Origin of the sequence: Staphylococcus sp. HMSC061G12 (assembly GCF_001838465.1) — a bacterium.
Classification (GTDB): domain Bacteria; phylum Bacillota; class Bacilli; order Staphylococcales; family Staphylococcaceae; genus Staphylococcus; species Staphylococcus simulans.
Map to the genome: position 1 here is coordinate 1 of NZ_KV837031.1, position 15,130 is coordinate 15,130.

The window sequence follows — 15,130 nt, forward strand, 5'->3', positions numbered from 1 at the left end:
TCTCATCAACCGAATTTATTATAGAGCCCAAAAAATAACCGCTGAACAGTGATGTCTGTTCAACGGTTATTTGTATTAATAAGCGTTATTTTTAACTTTTTCAACACGTTTTGTACGCAGCATCAATAAGATGAAGTAGGCGATTAAACCGAATTCAAATGTGATAATTAATGCGTGTAGTAAAGCGATGAATAAATTCACGCTTGTGAAGATTGATAAAGCACCTGTGATAATTTGCAGTACGATTAAAAGTAATGCTGCTGTGTAACCGTATCGGATGGTACGGTTTTCGTGATAGTGTCTGATTGCATAGTTAAATGCAAGGAACACACTGATTGTAGCGATAAGTGCTAATAATCTATGCATGAATTGTACCCAGTCTTGTTCTGTATGTGGAATCAAGTCTGCGAATGGTAATGGCCATGAACCATAAGATAATGATGAATCTGTATGACGTACTAAAGCACCTGTGTAAATGCCGACATATAAACAAATCGCCATTGTCCAAGTATAGATTCTAAGTTTAGGATCTATGTGTACTTTGTTCGCTTCGTATTTTTTATCTACATCGAAGATGATTAATGTCAATACGAAAACAGATGAGAAGCTGATTAATGAGATACCAAAGTGCAATGCAAGCACGTAATCATTTTGTTGCCAAAGCACTGCTGCAGCTCCGACTAATGCTTGGATAAGCAAGAAACCGACACTGATAATTGCCAGTGGTTTAACTTCTTTGATATACCCGATATTCTTCCAAGCTGTAATGACCAACCATAATACAACGATTAATGATAAAGCAGATGTTGCTCTGTGACTGAGCTCGATAATTGTACTAATAGGTAAGTTTTGCGGTAATAAAGCACCATGACATAACGGCCATGATGATCCGCAACCATCGGCTGAACCTGTTTTTGTTACAAGTGCGCCACCTAATTGAACCCATGCCATAATAACTGTTGCGAGAACAGCTAACCATCTAAGGTTACGTTTTTTAAACAATTTAAAACACCCCACTGATTAATTGACATAGATAAAGGCAGAGGAAAGGAGGGATTTGTACGAACAAGTATGTAAGACGAATCCGAATTCCATGCCTCAAGCCTATTTGTCATTTGATAAATTGTAAATATTTATAAACATTATATCAATAATGGCTATAAATTTTAATAGCATGTGGATTGAAAATGTGTCACAAAAATGACGATTTTTTGAAAATTAGTGTTGTCGCTAAAGTGTCACAAATTTGTCTTATTTAGCCTAGTCAACTATTACTTTTTGCTATATCATTGTATTATATGAATATTTTAAGGAGGGGCATTATGGATAAAGGACATACTTTGTCGCAAGCTTCTGGTCGTGTAACCCTTAAAGAACTGAAAGCAATTATTAAAATGGGGCTCGTTCAAGGGAACTTAATTCCTGCCTTCACAGGGGCATGGCTAGCGATTGTATTAACGAATCACTCCTTCCTATCATCTATACCGCAAATTCTGTTGATGATGATCGGTTCAACGCTCATCATGGGGGGCGCATGTGCACTCAATAACTATTATGACCAAGATATTGACAGCATTATGCCAAGCAAACAGTCAAGACCGACAGTCAATAACAGAATTTCAAATAAAAATTTATTGATTTTAAGTTTCGGAATGATGGTTCTAGGAGAAATCTTATTATTTATCCTAAATATACCATCAGGTGTCATTGGTTTAATGGGCATTATCGGCTACGTATCATTTTATTCAATTTGGTCTAAACGCCACACAACTTGGAATACTGTTATCGGGAGCTTCCCAGGTGCAGTACCGCCTTTAATCGGCTGGACAGCAATTGAAGGCCAACTAAGCTTAACAGCAATTGCGTTATTCTTAGTGGTATTTTGTTGGCAACCGATTCATTTCTATGCCTTAGCTATTAAACGTCAAGACGAATATGCTTTAGCTAAAGTTCCTATGTTACCATCTGTTAGAGGTTTTAACCGTACACGTGTAGGTATGCTTTTATGGTTAGTCGCATTATTACCTTTACCATTATTATTTACAAATTTAGGTACGGTATTCGTTGTATTGGCAACACTTCTGAACTTAGGTTGGATGTATCTTGGCTTAACAAGCTTCAAGAAGAACTTCAATCAAAAGAAATGGGCTACGTTAATGTTTGTTTACTCACTAAACTATTTAGTGCTATTCTTTGCATTAGCAGTCGTAATTTCTTTAATCAATATGATTTAAATAAATTGAAGATAGGATGAGATTTATGAGTCTACCTATATTGCCGACGATAAGTACAAGCTGTATTCAAATTTGTGCGGCGTTAGTTATTGTTGGATGGTACTTGATTAAAAAACGTAAAATTGAAGCGCATAAGAAAGTAATGTTGACTGCAGCATTCTTCGCATTAACATTCTTTATCATTTATGCAAGTAGAACATTCTTTATCGGGAACACTGCTTTCGGTGGACCTGCATGGTTAAAAGGATATTACCATTTCTTCTTGATTTTCCACATCGCGTTATCAACAGTGGGTGGATTAATGGGATTATTCCAAATCATCACAGCGTTTAAAGACAAATTTAATCTTCACCGCAAGGTTGGACCTTGGGCAGCGATTATTTGGATTTTTACAGCGTTCACAGGTATTATCGTGTACATCTTGTTATATGTTATGTACCCAGGTGGAGAAACAACTTCATTATTTAAAGCAACTTTCGGCTTTTAAAATGTAAAACATCGACTGATGACGTTATTTGTTGTCAGTCGATGTTTTTACATAAAGACTATCCTTGCGAGTGTGCGTGTGAAACGTGTACAATGATAATTACTTAACATTGAGGTGGGCGGAGAATGAGGAATTTAATTATTAAAGTTATAGGCGTCTTGCTTCTCATAACTTTTCTTATCTATTTATTTTATTCGCCACGGCTGAAATTTGATGTGTTAGAAAATCCAAACAAGAAATCGTCGACAAAAATTGAACAAACACAGAAAAAAGGGCCGGAGACTGAAAATCCAAAACCTAAGTCAGGAATTGGAACATGGGTCAACAATGACATCAGCGGTTTGACAAAGAAATTCGGTCAAGCTGATCGTGTCTATGCATACGCAAATGACTATAAAAACTATGTCTTCAGAGCACAGAATCAATATTATATTGTGACGGCTAAGAATAATATCATTAAATCAGTCTATGCGACAGGAACGAAGGCGGATATTGAACCTATCAATATCTCTGAAGATGCTTCGAGTATTTTTGAAAACACGAGTATTAATCCAGAACCCCGTATCAAAGCTAACGGTAAGTCTTATGATATAGAACTTTCTGATGAAGATATGAAAACACAAATGCTGATAAAATATGGTGATGTGTACGCACAAGTGTATATCGACCAACAAACCAATAAAGTGGTTGGTGTAAGATTCCTTGATGCTAATGCACTTGTCATGTTTAATCCATATCAAATGACACAAACATCAAATGAAAAAACTGTTGAAAATCAACATAAAGATGTCCCATACGAACAAAACGTCAACCAGTTAATGACGCTTTATGAAGTTACCAATCAAATCAGAAGCTTGAAGGGGCTTAAACCGTTCAAAGTAAATAATGATTTGAGTCACATCGCTTCAGTAAACTTATACGAAAGTACAAATAACAAAAATGTTGAATTTACTGAAGGTGCTTTGAAACAACAACTAGATGATCGTAATATAAAATTTGAAGCCGTAGGACAAAACGTTGGTTATGACTTTAATGACGTACCGACACTCTTGCATAGCTGGTTGAATTCAGACATTCATCGTTCTCGTTTATTGAATACACAATATACTGAAATGGGCGGAGATGTCATGGACGGCTACTATACATTAATATTTATTGGAGACTGATGGAAGGTGACAATATGATTAATTCTGAAATCATTGAGGTTTTAGATGGTGTAGATGAAGTCAGTGAAATGATTTTAAACTCAGAGATTTACCAAGAATATATAGCAGCACGTCAAGCAATGAACGAAGATGAAGCAGCGCAAACGCATTATCAAACGTTTATGAAATATAAAGAACGTTATGATGAAGTGATGCGTTTTGGTAAATATCATCCAGATTATCAATCAGTGACACGTGCAACGCGTAAAAGTAAACGAGCATATGACATGGTCCCATCTGTGATGGCGTATAAACAAAAAGAAACTGAACTTCAAAATTTAGTGGATGAAGTCATCACAATTATCGCAACTTCTATTTCAGATAATGTGAAAATTGAAGTAGGGAACCCATTCTTTAGAACAGATATGCATGGATGCAGTACAGGCGGAACATGCCAATGCCAAATCCACGCTTAATATAAAACACAAAGCAACACCCGCTACATAAGCTATAAAGCCGATGGTAGCGGGTGTTGCTTTGTTTATTAATTATTATAATTTGAGTGATCAGTCATATTAATGTTGAGCTTGGTTTTGACGATATTGGAATGCAAGGTCAGGTCTGTCAGTGACAATAGTATGTGTGCCTTTGTTAAATAGGTCACTCATTAAATCAATACTGTTGACACCGTAATAACCTGGAACGATATTACGAGAATTCAACCAATTGATTAATCGTTTTGAAGTAAGTGGCACACCATGATAACTTGTCGGCATTTGGAAAGTGTTGGCTTGCGCTTCAAACATATTGCCTAAGCCGCTGAAGAATTTAACGATACCTACAGTGACTTCTTCTTGGCTTGCGCCTACCGCAACTGTTCCTAATGCTAATTCAGAAAATCTAGCAATTTGTTCCTGATAGAAACTCGTCACTAATACGCGATCTTGTGCGTTATGACGTACGATAGATTTGTATAATAGTTCTGGTGCAATCGTACCTTCATAAGAGTCTGGACTATCTTTTAAATCCACATTAATGAGCATATCAGGATATAATTCTAACAATTGATCAAATGTCAGGATTTTCGCATCTGGGTGGTCACGATAAGGCGTCTCTTTATTGATGTCTTTAAAATGATAACCTGCATCCAGCTTTTGCAGTTCATCTAAGCGATGTTCACGTACTTTGCCTGAACCGTTGGTAGTACGGTCGACTGTGGCATCATGAAAGACAATCAATTGTTCATCACTTGTGACACGTACATCTGTTTCGAAACCATCCACTTCGTAAGATGCCGCTGTATCAAATGCGAGTTTTGTTTGTTCCGGACGTAAAGCCATGCCGCCGCGATGGGCGAAGATATAATGGGGCTTACGTGTAAAGAATGCTGGGATAGGTTGAGGTTCTGGTTGTCCTTTTAATTTTGACAAAAAGATAAGTCCGCTGAATATACCGGCAGCACCTGCTACACTGTTTCTGATAAGTCTACTTATTTTTACCATGAAATTTCCTCCTCGTAGTTTATAAAGCTAACCAAAAGTGATATCTAAGAAGCGTGAATGCTTAGTGATACAGGGGTTTGGTTATTTCAAATTTAGTTCAGTCGTGATACTATAGATTAAAGTAATGGAGTGATCAAAATGACAGAAATCATACCAAGAACCAGTTTAATTATATACCTTAAACATATGAAGCATGAACGTCATATTAGAAAATACGGTCATATTGTCAATAGTAATCGTAATCGCAAATATGTCATCATGTATATCAATGAAAATGATGCCGATCATATTGTCAACCGACTCATGAAATTAAAGTATGTGCGTCACATTGAAGGTTCTCCTTATAAATATTTAAAGAAAACGTATGAAAAAGAAAAATACGAAATCAATTAATAGTTACACTACTGTATCAACCAATATAACCCTTATGATATGACATTAAACGTTATTGTAATGGCGGTATCCAATGATATAAGCGTAAGACACCGACTAAATAGTTGAAATAGAGTTCTAAATCATGAAACTCGTCTGAAGATTTAACATCTAATTCGTTTAACGGTAATTGATAATCTTCAGCGAAGCCGCGAATCATTGCTGATTTTTTATTATCCTCTGGATGAGGGTAAGGAAAAGCATTCAACATGATATACATGGCTTGGAAGTAATTGCCTTCAGTTGGATTCATGATAATCGCTGCAGAACTTAAACCTTTGTCTGAACTTGGACTGTTAAAGAACACAATGCGATTAATGCGTTCATGATTATATTGAATAAGTGTTTTGAACTCAAATAAATCGGTGAGTCCTTCACCGAGTACAATAAAAGATTGTTTCATTTTGGGAATAGCCTCCTTATTACCCAAATTATATTATAGAACAAGAGGGGAAGTGAAGTATTAGATGAGAGTGATATCAGGCCAACATAAAAGTAAACCTCTAGAAAGTCTGCAAGGGCGTAATACACGTCCGACAACAGATAAAGTAAAAGAAAGTATCTTTAATACCTTGCATGATGTATCAGGTATCGGTTTGGATTTGTTTGCGGGAAGCGGTGCTTTAGGTATAGAAGCATTGTCTCGTGGTATGGACGAAATGATTTTTGTAGATCAAAATTTTAAAGCAGTCAAAGTAATCAAAGCAAACTTAAACAGCTTAGATTTGATGAAACAAGCAGAAGTCTATAAAAATAATGCTGACCGTGCCTTGAAAGCGTTAGCTAAACGAGACATTCAATTTGATTTAATCTTCTTAGACCCGCCTTATGATAAAGGATTAATTGATAAAGCATTAGCACAAATCGAAGAGTTTAACTTATTGAAGAAAAGTGGTATCATCGTTTGTGAGTTTAACCATAAAGAAAACATTGATACGCACTCTTTTGAAGTGATTAAACGTTATCATTATGGCTTAACGGATACTATGTTATTAGAAAAAGGAGAACATGATGGCTGAAACAAAAGCAGTAATACCAGGTAGTTTCGATCCAATTACATATGGGCATTTGGATATTATTGAACGTGTGGCACACCGTTTTGATGAAATCCACATCTGTGTATTGAAAAACCGTAATAAGTCAGGGACTTTTACTGTGGAAGAACGCATCGCTTTAATTGAAGAATCTGTCGCAAATATCCCGAACGTACAAGTACACCAATTCAATGGTTTACTTGTAGATTTTTGTGATAAAATCGGCGCAAAAACAATCATTCGAGGATTACGTGCAGTCAGCGACTTTGAATACGAATTGCGTTTAACATCTATGAACAAGAAGTTGAATAGTGATGTCGAAACATTATATATGATGACAAGCACGAACTATTCATTCATCAGTTCTAGTGTAGTTAAAGAAGTAGCGCAATATAAAGCGGATATTTCTGAGTTTGTACCGCCTCCTGTAGAAAAAGCATTAAAAGAAAAATTCGGAAACTAATAAAACACGTTTCAACGTCTATTTGTATCATACAAAAGGTGTTGAAACGTGTTTTTTATTTGATATTAAATGTTTTGTTTTGTAATTATTGATTTAACTTTTCATAAGCGCCGATGGCAACAGCTAAATCAAAGTAAGCTGCACCGACACATTTAAAGACAGTGATGGCGTCATTATTTTTACGATATAGAGTCCCTTGTTGTGAAAGTGTTTTGAGTTCATCATTGATTTCTTCGAAAGTGAATGTTTTATTTTCATTCGCTTCAATCAATTCTCCTGACTCTTCTTTAGCCCCTTCAAGATCATCTACAACGACACTTTCTGCTTGCGTGAAAATATTTGCATCTAGTTCTTTCATATCCGGTTGGTAAGAGCCAATACCGTTGATATGTGTGCCTGGTTGTACATCTTCAGCGTTAAAGACAGGCTGCGTGGAAGGTGTTTGGCAGTTGATAATATCTGCTTGTTTGACCAGTTTTGATACATCTTCTAATACTTGAACATTTAAATCTGGATAATCTTTTAAAATACGTGTTTTAAAGTCTTGTGCTTTTTCTGTTGTACGGTTGTAAAGCAAGACTGTATCAATAGGGCGGACCTCGATATTACCTAAGAATTGTTCGTAAGCCATACCACCTGTCCCAATCATACCTAAAGTTGTCGCATCTTCACGGCTCATATATTTAGTCGCAATACCGCTCAGTGCACCAGTTCTCAATCTAGTCAGGTAACTGCCATCTAACATCGCCTTCGTTTCACCATTTTTAAGATTAGTAATCACGATTTGTGCTTGTGTAGTAGGTAGTTGCTGTTTTGGATTCTCTGGTGTGATAGATGTAATTTTGATTGTGCCGAGTTGTTTGGCTAAGTCAACACAAGGCATGTATAACATAGATTTTGCACCATCACCTGTAGGAATCACCGTGCGTGGTGCAGTTTTGATTTGGTTCAGCTTATTGAAACTTTCTTCAATCGCTGTAATCGCATCTTTCATATGATAACGTTCTTTTACTTCCGATTCTGAATAAACTTGCATGTTGATTTACCCCCTTATTGTGACTGTACCCTAATTACAGGTGTATTGAAATCATTAGCGGTTTGACCAGACAGTGCATTATAAATTTCAGTTGCTTTGATTTCTGGTTCAAAATAACTTGCGGTCGCTTTATTAACGTTCGTAATAAAGTGTCGATCTGGAAAATCTTTCTTCAATTGTTTTAAGTACGCTTGTCCTTTTTCATTCATACCTAAGATGCGTACAGCGTCAATTTCATTTTGTTTATTTGCTTGTTTAAAGTTTAACAAGCAGTTCATTAACATACGCTGAATACGGGTATACGTATAGCGCTTAGTTTTAAGCAGTTGCATCAATTGATCGAAGTTGTGTGCAGATTGGATTTTTTCTTTTAAACGATACTCAAACCCTTCACTAACCGTATGCATCTCACGTAATTCTTCAAGAGAGGCGCGTAATAATGTAAATTTCAGATAAGGGAACACTTCATCTAACGTTAATTGCGGTGATGTATACAAGTGTTTAACTGATGATGGAACTACTGTTTCAAAGCTTGCATCATTGTTTTTGAGCGCCTTTCTGATTGCGCTGCCGCTTGCGAAAGTTTGGTTGTCTATGGTTTGGTTATGATGGTTCGTTTGGTGTCGTTGTAATGTCAAAGGTGTGATGTGTGCTGCATAGTGTTGAATAGCTTGTACATAAGAGAGACCTAAGATATTATTAGGTGTCTGCAGTAAAGCAGGTTCATCTAATAATTCATGGATGATTCTAGGGTAACTTTTCCCTTCGTGCAGCTTTGTTTGAAATTCTGGATGTTCTTCGATATGGTTGAGTTGTATGGCAACATGTTCGAAATCTTTGATGCTGCCGGATTCACTTCCGAACACGAGTGCATCACAATTAAGATAGTCAGCAACTTTGACACCCATTTCTGCGAAGTATTCTCCAGCAGATAACGCTGCATAAGCAGGAAGCTCGACGACAAGGTCGCAAGCAGAGAGTGCCAATTGTGTGCGTAAAAATTTGTTGTAGATTGCGGGTTCTCCGCGCATCACAAATTGACCGCTCATAATAGCTACAGTGATATCTGCATCAGCGATTTGACGTGCTTGTTCTGCATGGTAGACATGCCCGTTATGGAAGGGGTTATACTCTGTAATCAGTGCAGCGCATTTCATTTGCAATCCGTCCTTTCAGAATTCATTATGATTATTGTATCAAAAAGTCAAGATGTTAAGAAAAAATCTTGACAACTTAACGCTAGAAAGTTAAAATAAATTTTGTGCTTGTTAGAGGTGAAGCCATATGAAATGGTCAATAACGCAATTAAGAAAATATCAAGGTCAGCCTTTTGAATTTGATCAAACAGTAAATTATAATCATTTAATTGATAAATTAGGACTTATAGATTTATCTGATATCCGAGTGAAGGGCAAACTTGATGTCAAATCAAATGAAGTTGTCGCTGATATCCACTTAACTGGTGCGTACACGATGGAAGATGCGCGTACATTAAAACCGGTTGAAGTGCCGATTGATGTGGAAACAACAGAAATATTTGATTTAGAAGGTCATGAGTTTAGTGATAGTGAAGAAGATGATGAACATTATCATCTTGCTACAAACGGAATGATTGATTTACGTGATATCGCAGAAGAGCTTGTCATCATAGAAAAGCCTATCCGAGCAGTGGCTGAAGACAGCAGTTTAGAAGACATGCTGCAGAGCGGTCAAGGTTGGGAAGTTATTGACGAAGACGAATTAGAAGAAAGTGAACAAGCAGAAGAAATCTCTTCTAAGAAAGTCGATCCAAGGCTTCAAAAATTGCAACAATTTTATGATGAAAAGCAATAGAAGTTGATGTACAATAGATAGTATTGTTATTAACATCTTAATCGCACAGTAACAAAGATTTTTGTGTTTGAAATTTAAGGAGGATTAAATCATGGCAGTACCAAAAAGAAGAACATCTAAAACTAGAAAAAATAAACGTCGTACTCACTTTAAATTATCAGTACCAGGTATGACTGAATGCCCTAACTGTGGTGAATACAAATTATCTCACCGCGTTTGTAAAAACTGTGGTTCTTACAACGGTGAAGAAGTCGTTTCAAAATAATTGATGAATAATGAGACCCATCGTATATAACGGTAGGTCTCATTTTTGTTTATGAGAAGCAACATGATAAAATAAGGAAAAATCGTAAATGAGGTAACCGACTATGGAACAAATTACGTCACCGCAAAATACGAAGGTGAAACAAGCGAATAAATTAAAGAAGAAAAAAGAACGAGATAAAACAGGACTGTTGTTGGTAGAAGGGACACATTTGATTGAAGAAGCGGTTCAAAGCCAATTATCAGTAAAACAACTTTTTGTCGTTGAACCTGAACGCTTTGATGCACAATTAATTGAAGCTGCTGAAGAAGCGTTCCATATAAACTTCAAAGTAGCAGAAAGTTTGTCAGGAACTGTGACACCTCAAGGTATCTTTGCGGTCATTGAAAAACCAGAGGTTGCTTCACATATCGCAGAGGCTAAACAAGTATTACTGCTTGATCGCATTCAAGATCCAGGTAATCTTGGTACGTTGATTCGTACAGCTGATGCAGCTGCGTTGGATTTGATTGTCTTGTCACCAGGAACAGCCGACGCGTATCAAGATAAAGTATTACGCTCAAGCCAAGGCAGTGTCTTCCATTTGCCGATTGTCACTCAGCCGATTGAGGAATTTATTAATCAATTTGATGGGCCGGTATACGGCACTGCATTAGAAGATGCGGTGAATTTTAATGAAGAGGATGCACAATCATCTTTCGCGTTATTGCTTGGTAACGAAGGTCAAGGTGTCGATCCAGCATTATTAAGTCACACGACGAAACGTTTAACAATTCCGATGTACGGGGCTGCTGAAAGTCTGAATGTAGCGATTGCAGGCAGTATCTTAATCTATAAATTAAAAGGTTGACCGGTCGGAAGGGATTACTTATAATTAAATGTGATTCAGAGTTTGAGCAGATGACTCAAACAGATAAATTAATACTTTGCCTATAAAAAGACGTAAATTATCAGAAGCAGACTGTTTAGGGAGAATAACCGTGACTGAAAGTTATTCCAGAATGCGATAATTTTTTTCACCTTTTTGGCAACTTAAAGAAATTTAAGTCGGTTCATCACCGTTATCTATGATAAATCAAGTGTATGCGTATGCATAAATTTGGGTGGTACCACGGAAGACTTCGTCCCATATCTCAGGGATAGAAGTCTTTTTTTATTGGCAATATTATTTAGGAGGGGCAGATATGATTCAAACTGAAGAAATGAATCAGCTGAAATCAGAAGCTTTGGCCGATGTGTCACAAGCGTCAGATGAGAAAGCGTTACAAGATGTTAAAGTTAAATACTTAGGTAAAAAAGGTTCTGTTTCAGGTTTAATGAAACAAATGAAAGATTTATCAAATGAAGAAAAACCAAAATTCGGACAAGCAGTCAATGAAGTACGCCAAGCGATTGAACAAGCAATTGCTGAACGTAAAAAAGTGCTTGAACAAGAACGTTTAAATAAACAATTAGAAGAAGAAACAATTGATGTGACTTTACCAAGTCGCCAAATCAAACAAGGTGCAGCACACCCATTAACACGTACGATTCAAGAAATTGAAGATTTATTCTTAGGTTTAGGTTATGAAATTGTGAATGGTTATGAAGTAGAACAAGATTACTATAACTTCGAAGCATTAAACTTACCGAAATCACACCCAGCACGTGATATGCAAGATACATTCTATATCACAGAAGAAACGTTAATGCGTACACATACCTCACCTGTACAAGCACGTACACTTGAGAAACGTAACGGCCAAGGGCCAGTTAAAATTATTTGTCCTGGTAAAGTATATCGTCGTGACTCAGATGATGCGACACACAGTCACCAATTCACACAAATTGAAGGCTTAGTTGTGGCAGAAAATATTAAAATGAGTGATTTGAAAGGTACGCTTGAACTTGTGGCGAAAAAATTATTCGGTGAAGAACGTGAAATCCGTTTGCGTCCAAGTTACTTCCCATTCACTGAACCTTCAGTAGAAGTCGATGTGTCTTGCTTCAAATGTGGCGGTAAAGGCTGTAACGTATGTAAAGGTTCAGGTTGGATTGAAATCTTAGGTGCCGGTATGGTGCATCCGAATGTTTTAGAAATGGCTGGTTTCGATTCTTCTAAATACACTGGATTCGCATTCGGTATGGGTCCTGACCGTATCGCAATGTTGAAATACGGTATTGAAGATATTCGTTACTTCTATACAAATGATGTCCGTTTCTTAGATCAATTCAAAGCTGTTGAAGATAGAGGTGAAGCATAATGTTTGTATCAAAAGAATGGTTAGAATCTTTAGTTGCGGTTAATGAACCGATTCAATCATTAGCTGAACGTATCACACGTACAGGGATTGAAGTCGATGACATCATTGATTACACAGCTGAAATTAAAAAATTAGTCGTAGGTTATGTGGAAAGTAAAACACAACATCCGAACGCAGATAAATTGAATATTTGTAAAGTGGATATCGGTGAAGAAGAACCCGTACAAATCGTATGTGGTGCACCTAACGTTGATGCTGGACAATATGTGATTGTCGCAACTGTTGGCGGTCGTTTACCAGGCGGCGTTAAAATTAAACGTGCGAAATTACGTGGTGAAGTTTCTGAAGGTATGATTTGTTCACTTCAAGAAATCGGCGTTCAAAGCAACGTGGTACCTAAAGCATTTGAAGAAGGAATTTATAACTTCCCGAATGAAGTTAAACCAGGTACTGATGCATTAGAAGCATTATACTTAAATGATCAAGTAATGGAATTCGACTTAACACCGAACCGTGCGGATGCATTTAGTATGGTAGGTGCTGCCTATGAAACATCAGCACTTTATGGTGCACCGTTAACATTACCAGAAACACAACCTGACACGACTGAAACTTCAGCATCTGAAGAAATTTCAGTAACAGTTGAAAATCCAGATAAAACACCTTATTACAGTGCACGTGTCGTTAAAAACGTTAAAATCGGCCCATCTCCAATGTGGATGCAAGCACGATTAATGAAAGCCGGTATTCGTCCGATTAATAATGTTGTAGATATTTCAAACTATGTGTTATTAGAATACGGCCAACCACTCCATATGTTTGACCAAGATCATATCGGGTCTGACAAAATTGTCGTGCGCCAAGCGCAAGAAGGCGAAAAAATGACAACGTTAGATGATACAGAACGTGAATTATTAGCGTCAGATATCGTTATCACAAACGGCAAAGAACCGATTGCGCTTGGTGGTGTGATGGGTGGAGACTTCTCTGAAGTTACTGAACAAACACAAAATGTCGTGGTTGAAGGTGCAATTTTCGATCCTGTCAGCATTCGTCATACATCACGTCGTCTTAACTTACGTAGTGAATCTTCAAGCCGATTCGAAAAAGGAATTGCGACTGAATTTGTAGACCAAGCTGTAGACCGTGCATGTTACTTATTAGAACATTACGCACAAGGTGAAGTATTATCAGATCGCGTCGCATCAGGTGACTTAGGCGAATTTATTACACCGATTGAAATTACAGTTGATAAAATTAATAATACAATCGGTTCAGAAATGACAGTTGAAGCGATTGTGAAATCATTAAGTCAACTTGGTTTCAAAACTGAAAATAATGAAGGTAACTTAACAGTCTATGTTCCTTCACGTCGTAGAGATGTCAAAATCAAAGAAGACTTAATCGAAGAGGTGGCACGTATTTATGGTTATGATGAAATTCCATCAACATTACCAGTCTTCGAACAAGTTACAAGCGGTCAATTGACAGACCGTCAATCAAAAACACGTATTTTAAAACGTACATTAGAAGGTGCAGGTTTAAGTGAAGCAATTACGTATTCATTAGTAGACCGTGCACGTGGTAAAGCATTCTCAGTGAGTGACAAACCAAACATTGAATTGTTAATGCCGATGAGTGAAGCACACGCAGTATTACGTCAAAGTTTATTACCACATTTAATTGATGCGGTGGCTTATAACGTGGCACGTAAAAACACAAATGTATTCTTATATGAAATCGGTCGCGTCTTCTTTGCGAATGGCAAAGGTGAATTACCAGATGAGGTTGAATACTTAAGTGGTATTTTAACTGGTGAATATAGCAGCAACCAATGGCAAGGTAAAAAAGAATTAACAGATTTCTATCTTGCGAAAGGTGTCTTAGATGCAGTTGCGGAAAAATTAGATGTTACATTTGATTACGAGGCAACGCAAATGGATGGTTTACATCCAGGACGTACGGCAAATGTTTTATTAAATGGCGAAGTCATCGGCTTTATCGGTGAATTACACCCGCAATTAGCTGAAGAAAATGATTTAAAACAACGTACGTATGTCTTTGAATTAAACTACGATAAATTGATGAATGTTTCTGTGGGTTACATCAATTATGAACAAATCCCTAAATATCCTGGTGTAACGAGAGATATCGCATTAGAAGTAGATACAACAGTGTCAGCTGCTGAACTTATTAGCACAATCAAAGCACATGGCGGTAAAATCTTACAAGATGCGCAAGTCTTTGATGTCTATGAAGGCGAACATATGGAAGCTGGTAAGAAATCAGTTGCGATCCGTATCTCTTATTTAGATACAGAAAATACGTTAACAGACGAACAAGTGACAGCGGTTCATGATGAAATCGTGAATGCGTTAACTGCAGAAGGTGCAGTGATTCGTTAATTCGGTTCATTTGAAGAAAATGAAATATAAAAAAACAAGCTCTTTCTACAC

General features: G+C 37.0%; 17 protein-coding genes. 12 read left to right on the plus strand and 5 right to left on the minus strand.

The window, feature by feature from the left end; genetic code table 11:
* Window positions 1-75: 75 nt before the first annotated feature.
* The gene (locus HMPREF2937_RS02630; protein ID WP_057510365.1) at window positions 76-1,002 is read right to left on the minus strand and encodes a COX15/CtaA family protein; all 927 of its coding nucleotides are present in this window, start codon (window positions 1,000-1,002) and stop codon (window positions 76-78) included.
* A 320-nt stretch (window positions 1,003-1,322) separates the two neighbouring features.
* On the opposite strand from HMPREF2937_RS02630, the gene cyoE reads away from it, so the two are divergent.
* From cyoE to HMPREF2937_RS02650, 4 genes are all read left to right on the plus strand, one after another.
* Window positions 1,323-2,234 carry a heme o synthase gene (gene cyoE / locus HMPREF2937_RS02635; protein WP_002480546.1) on the plus strand — a complete coding sequence of 304 codons (912 nt, stop codon included), beginning with the start codon at window positions 1,323-1,325 and terminating at the stop codon, window positions 2,232-2,234.
* A 25-nt stretch (window positions 2,235-2,259) separates the two neighbouring features.
* Window positions 2,260-2,721, plus strand: a complete 462-nt coding sequence (locus HMPREF2937_RS02640) for a DUF420 domain-containing protein (RefSeq protein WP_002480547.1) — start codon at window positions 2,260-2,262, stop codon at window positions 2,719-2,721.
* 125 nt (window positions 2,722-2,846) lie between these two features.
* Window positions 2,847-3,887 (plus strand): CAP domain-containing protein, encoded by a 1,041-nt coding sequence (locus HMPREF2937_RS02645; protein WP_070463168.1) that lies wholly within the window; start codon window positions 2,847-2,849, stop codon window positions 3,885-3,887.
* A gap of 14 nt (window positions 3,888-3,901) precedes the next feature.
* Window positions 3,902-4,342 (plus strand): YlbF/YmcA family competence regulator, encoded by a 441-nt coding sequence (locus HMPREF2937_RS02650; RefSeq protein WP_031262763.1) that lies wholly within the window; start codon window positions 3,902-3,904, stop codon window positions 4,340-4,342.
* Window positions 4,343-4,441: 99 nt separating this feature from the next.
* On the opposite strand, the gene HMPREF2937_RS02655 is transcribed toward HMPREF2937_RS02650, so the two are convergent.
* Window positions 4,442-5,368, minus strand: a complete 927-nt coding sequence (locus tag HMPREF2937_RS02655; RefSeq protein WP_057510366.1) for a glycerophosphodiester phosphodiesterase family protein — start codon at window positions 5,366-5,368, stop codon at window positions 4,442-4,444.
* 138 nt (window positions 5,369-5,506) lie between these two features.
* Between HMPREF2937_RS02655 and HMPREF2937_RS02660 the strand changes: the two genes are divergently transcribed.
* A complete protein-coding gene (locus HMPREF2937_RS02660; RefSeq protein ID WP_002480551.1) occupies window positions 5,507-5,761 on the plus strand; it encodes a DUF2129 domain-containing protein in 255 nt (84 codons plus the stop codon).
* A gap of 52 nt (window positions 5,762-5,813) precedes the next feature.
* On the opposite strand, the gene HMPREF2937_RS02665 is transcribed toward HMPREF2937_RS02660, so the two are convergent.
* Window positions 5,814-6,203, minus strand: a complete 390-nt coding sequence (locus tag HMPREF2937_RS02665) for a DUF7147 family protein (RefSeq protein ID WP_002480552.1) — start codon at window positions 6,201-6,203, stop codon at window positions 5,814-5,816.
* 64 nt (window positions 6,204-6,267) lie between these two features.
* Here HMPREF2937_RS02665 and rsmD point away from each other — a divergent pair, with 64 nt between their 5' ends.
* Entirely contained in the window at window positions 6,268-6,819 is a 552-nt protein-coding gene (gene rsmD, locus HMPREF2937_RS02670; RefSeq protein WP_002480553.1) for a 16S rRNA (guanine(966)-N(2))-methyltransferase RsmD, read from the plus strand.
* Window positions 6,812-7,297, plus strand: coding sequence for a pantetheine-phosphate adenylyltransferase (gene coaD, locus HMPREF2937_RS02675; protein WP_002480554.1), 486 nt, complete (start codon window positions 6,812-6,814; stop codon window positions 7,295-7,297). Before rsmD ends, coaD begins: the two co-directional genes overlap by 8 nt.
* Before the next feature lie 85 nt (window positions 7,298-7,382).
* On the opposite strand, the gene HMPREF2937_RS02680 is transcribed toward coaD, so the two are convergent.
* Window positions 7,383-8,333: an ornithine cyclodeaminase family protein gene (locus HMPREF2937_RS02680; RefSeq protein ID WP_070626678.1), complete on the minus strand. Its 951-nt coding sequence runs from the start codon at window positions 8,331-8,333 to the stop codon at window positions 7,383-7,385.
* A gap of 14 nt (window positions 8,334-8,347) precedes the next feature.
* On the minus strand, window positions 8,348-9,490 hold the full coding sequence (locus HMPREF2937_RS02685) for a nucleotidyltransferase (RefSeq protein ID WP_070863985.1): 1,143 nt from the start codon (window positions 9,488-9,490) through the stop codon (window positions 8,348-8,350).
* A 127-nt stretch (window positions 9,491-9,617) separates the two neighbouring features.
* On the opposite strand from HMPREF2937_RS02685, the gene HMPREF2937_RS02690 reads away from it, so the two are divergent.
* From HMPREF2937_RS02690 to pheT, 5 genes are all read left to right on the plus strand, one after another.
* The gene (locus HMPREF2937_RS02690) at window positions 9,618-10,166 is read left to right on the plus strand and encodes a YceD family protein (RefSeq protein WP_002480557.1); all 549 of its coding nucleotides are present in this window, start codon (window positions 9,618-9,620) and stop codon (window positions 10,164-10,166) included.
* Window positions 10,167-10,257: 91 nt separating this feature from the next.
* On the plus strand, window positions 10,258-10,431 hold the full coding sequence (gene rpmF, locus HMPREF2937_RS02695; protein ID WP_002480558.1) for a 50S ribosomal protein L32: 174 nt from the start codon (window positions 10,258-10,260) through the stop codon (window positions 10,429-10,431).
* 103 nt (window positions 10,432-10,534) lie between these two features.
* The gene (locus HMPREF2937_RS02700) at window positions 10,535-11,281 is read left to right on the plus strand and encodes a TrmH family RNA methyltransferase (protein WP_070863986.1); all 747 of its coding nucleotides are present in this window, start codon (window positions 10,535-10,537) and stop codon (window positions 11,279-11,281) included.
* 334 nt (window positions 11,282-11,615) lie between these two features.
* A complete protein-coding gene (gene pheS / locus HMPREF2937_RS02705; RefSeq protein ID WP_002480560.1) occupies window positions 11,616-12,674 on the plus strand; it encodes a phenylalanine--tRNA ligase subunit alpha in 1,059 nt (352 codons plus the stop codon).
* A complete protein-coding gene (pheT, locus tag HMPREF2937_RS02710) occupies window positions 12,674-15,079 on the plus strand; it encodes a phenylalanine--tRNA ligase subunit beta (protein WP_070863987.1) in 2,406 nt (801 codons plus the stop codon). Before pheS ends, pheT begins: the two co-directional genes overlap by 1 nt.
* The last annotated feature ends 51 nt before the right edge of the window (window positions 15,080-15,130 follow it).

Excerpts from the sequence above, each read along its gene's own strand:
- HMPREF2937_RS02645 (WP_070463168.1), top strand. The coding sequence starts at position 2,847 with ATGAGGAATTTAATTATTAAAGTTATAGGCGTCTTGCTTCTCATAACT.
- pheS (WP_002480560.1), top strand. The coding sequence starts at position 11,616 with ATGATTCAAACTGAAGAAATGAATCAGCTGAAATCAGAAGCTTTGGCC.
- HMPREF2937_RS02655 (WP_057510366.1), bottom strand. The coding sequence starts at position 5,368 with ATGGTAAAAATAAGTAGACTTATCAGAAACAGTGTAGCAGGTGCTGCC.
- pheT (WP_070863987.1), top strand. The coding sequence starts at position 12,674 with ATGTTTGTATCAAAAGAATGGTTAGAATCTTTAGTTGCGGTTAATGAA.
- coaD (WP_002480554.1), top strand. The coding sequence starts at position 6,812 with ATGGCTGAAACAAAAGCAGTAATACCAGGTAGTTTCGATCCAATTACA.
- HMPREF2937_RS02660 (WP_002480551.1), top strand. The coding sequence starts at position 5,507 with ATGACAGAAATCATACCAAGAACCAGTTTAATTATATACCTTAAACAT.
- HMPREF2937_RS02685 (WP_070863985.1), bottom strand. The coding sequence starts at position 9,490 with ATGAAATGCGCTGCACTGATTACAGAGTATAACCCCTTCCATAACGGG.
- HMPREF2937_RS02680 (WP_070626678.1), bottom strand. The coding sequence starts at position 8,333 with ATGCAAGTTTATTCAGAATCGGAAGTAAAAGAACGTTATCATATGAAA.
- cyoE (WP_002480546.1), top strand. The coding sequence starts at position 1,323 with ATGGATAAAGGACATACTTTGTCGCAAGCTTCTGGTCGTGTAACCCTT.
- HMPREF2937_RS02665 (WP_002480552.1), bottom strand. The coding sequence starts at position 6,203 with ATGAAACAATCTTTTATTGTACTCGGTGAAGGACTCACCGATTTATTT.
- HMPREF2937_RS02640 (WP_002480547.1), top strand. The coding sequence starts at position 2,260 with ATGAGTCTACCTATATTGCCGACGATAAGTACAAGCTGTATTCAAATT.
- HMPREF2937_RS02650 (WP_031262763.1), top strand. The coding sequence starts at position 3,902 with ATGATTAATTCTGAAATCATTGAGGTTTTAGATGGTGTAGATGAAGTC.
- rsmD (WP_002480553.1), top strand. The coding sequence starts at position 6,268 with ATGAGAGTGATATCAGGCCAACATAAAAGTAAACCTCTAGAAAGTCTG.
- rpmF (WP_002480558.1), top strand. The coding sequence starts at position 10,258 with ATGGCAGTACCAAAAAGAAGAACATCTAAAACTAGAAAAAATAAACGT.
- HMPREF2937_RS02690 (WP_002480557.1), top strand. The coding sequence starts at position 9,618 with ATGAAATGGTCAATAACGCAATTAAGAAAATATCAAGGTCAGCCTTTT.
- HMPREF2937_RS02700 (WP_070863986.1), top strand. The coding sequence starts at position 10,535 with ATGGAACAAATTACGTCACCGCAAAATACGAAGGTGAAACAAGCGAAT.